Raw genomic sequence first — 1,872 nt, forward strand, 5'->3', positions numbered from 1 at the left:
GGATGAAACAACATCACTTCGCGGGACGGCCCGCCAGGCGAACTCGTGCGGATCACCGCCGATGTCGCCTTCCATCGCGATGTCCTGCGCGTCGCCGTGCCCGGTCCGGTCCGGCGACGGCTTGTGCTGTCCGGGGCAGGCCGCGGCAACGCTGCGCGACGCCCAGCTTGCGCTCGATTTCCTGGGCGGCATGGACGAAGCTAGCATGCTAGAGTGGGGGCGTGTCCGCTACCGGGGAGCGTAATTTGGTTCAGTCCGTTCAGCAGCGGATGCCCGCTGCCACCGATATTTGCCGCCTGCCTGATTGCCTTGCGGCGACGCTCGCGCAACCGGCGCCTGTTGCAGGCTCCGGCGACTCGCCGGAGCTGGGTCGGCAACTCGCCCGGGTGCGTGCGGTACTGGCCGGGGAAACCCGCGTGCGATGTTTCCAGACCCGAGGCCGCACCACCATCGTGTCCGGTTCTTGTGAAGACGCCGAGCGCGGCGGCCTGTTCTGAGCTGGGTGCGTCGATCCCGGGCGAACGCTGGGAACTCCGCGGTCCAGGCAAGTGGACTGGGCTTCGCTGCGGAAACCGGTTACATCGGCGCAGCGCGGCATGCCGCGCGGGATCGCCGGTTACCAGTCGATGCGGTGCTTCTCTTCTGTTTCGCGATGCCGCTGGTCATCGTCGGCGTGCAGATACAGGCTCGTGGTGGTCAGCGACGCATGGCCAAGGTTGTCGCGGATGAGCCGCAGATCGACGTCGCCGTCGGCCATGTGGGAACCCGCGCTGTGACGCATCCAGTGCGCCGAGGCGCGCTCGAGCTGCGCGGCGCGCGCAGCGTACTCGTCGCCGCGCAGGCGCAGCTTTTTCGCGGCGCCGGCAAAGATGGCCTTGACGATGGTGTGCAGCGCCGCGCGCGTGAGCGGTTTCATGGATTTTCCGAGTGGCAGCACGAGCGGCGTGTCCTCGTGCTGCGCGGGCATCAGCGGCAGCCCACGCTCGCGGCGGTAGCGGCCAAGCTCGACCATCATCTCGGCGGAGGCGGGCACGAGCCGGTCCTTGTCCCCCTTGCCCGTGACCTCGAGCCACCAGCGCTCGTGCCCGTCGGTGTCGCGCCGGCAGAAGAAGCAGCCCATCGTGTTGCCACTGACTTCCGAGATGCGCAGGCCGGCCAGATAGAGCAGGGTGAACAGCCAGCGCGCGCGCCAGTAGCGTTCGCGTTCGCGGGCCGTCTCGCGAGGCAGCGAATCGATGTAGACCTTGACCTCCTGCCACAGGTCGCGCTCCAGAAAGCGCGTGACGCGCGGCGCTGAGCGTCGCGCGCGCTGGCGTGAGAGCGACAGCGGGTTGCCGCCCAGATAGCCCGCACCGACGAGCCAGGAGAAAAGGGCGTTGAGGATGACCATCGCCTGGCGCTGGCTGCTTGGGGCGAGCGGCCCGTGAAACGGGCGCCAGCGCGGATCCTCGCGCGAAAACTTCTGGCCGCTGCCGTTTTCCCCACCGCTGACCCACCGCGCGCGCGGCTGCGGGTCCGCGAGGAAGCGCTGGTACACGAGCAGATCCTCGTGCGTGAGCGAGGACAGCGGCTTGCCGAGCTGGACGATGGACCACAGCAGCAGCCGTTCGGCTTCCTTGCGGTAGTTCTCGAAGGTGGTTTTCGTGTCGGCGACGCGCGCCAGCCATGCGCGCACGGCCGCGAGGTCGTCATCGGCGGCGATCTGGCGGCGGCCGGTGGCGCGATTGACACCGGTGCGGCCGTCGAGATCATCGGGCAGTTCGAGGACGTCGAGCGGGCGCGGCGCGATGAGGGCGGTTTTCATGGGATCCGGTGGTCTTGGGGTGTCACGCGTTCAGTGTCGCACCTCTCGCAGTAAATTTCAACATTATA

Annotated in this window: 3 protein-coding genes; 1 reads left to right on the top strand and 2 read right to left on the bottom strand. The window is 68.0% G+C overall.

Features of this window, described 5'->3' with window-relative positions; all coding sequences use genetic code 11:
- On the bottom strand, positions 1-207 hold a 207-nt coding region (locus GCT19_RS44285; protein ID WP_217709434.1), incomplete at its 3' end, for a hypothetical protein.
- A 38-nt stretch (positions 208-245) separates the two neighbouring features.
- On the opposite strand from GCT19_RS44285, the gene GCT19_RS41825 reads away from it, so the two are divergent.
- Positions 246-497, top strand: a complete 252-nt coding sequence (locus tag GCT19_RS41825; RefSeq protein ID WP_152855076.1) for a hypothetical protein — start codon at positions 246-248, stop codon at positions 495-497.
- Between the two features lie 119 nt (positions 498-616).
- Here GCT19_RS41825 and GCT19_RS41830 read toward each other — a convergent pair whose 3' ends face one another.
- Positions 617-1,804, bottom strand: a complete 1,188-nt coding sequence (locus GCT19_RS41830; RefSeq protein ID WP_018437944.1) for a tyrosine-type recombinase/integrase — start codon at positions 1,802-1,804, stop codon at positions 617-619.
- Positions 1,805-1,872 lie beyond the last annotated feature (68 nt).

The sequence above is a fragment of the Paraburkholderia atlantica genome (assembly GCF_009362785.1).
GTDB lineage: Bacteria > Pseudomonadota > Gammaproteobacteria > Burkholderiales > Burkholderiaceae > Paraburkholderia > Paraburkholderia atlantica.

Excerpts from the sequence above, each read along its gene's own strand:
- GCT19_RS41830 (WP_018437944.1), bottom strand. The coding sequence starts at position 1,804 with ATGAAAACCGCCCTCATCGCGCCGCGCCCGCTCGACGTCCTCGAACTG.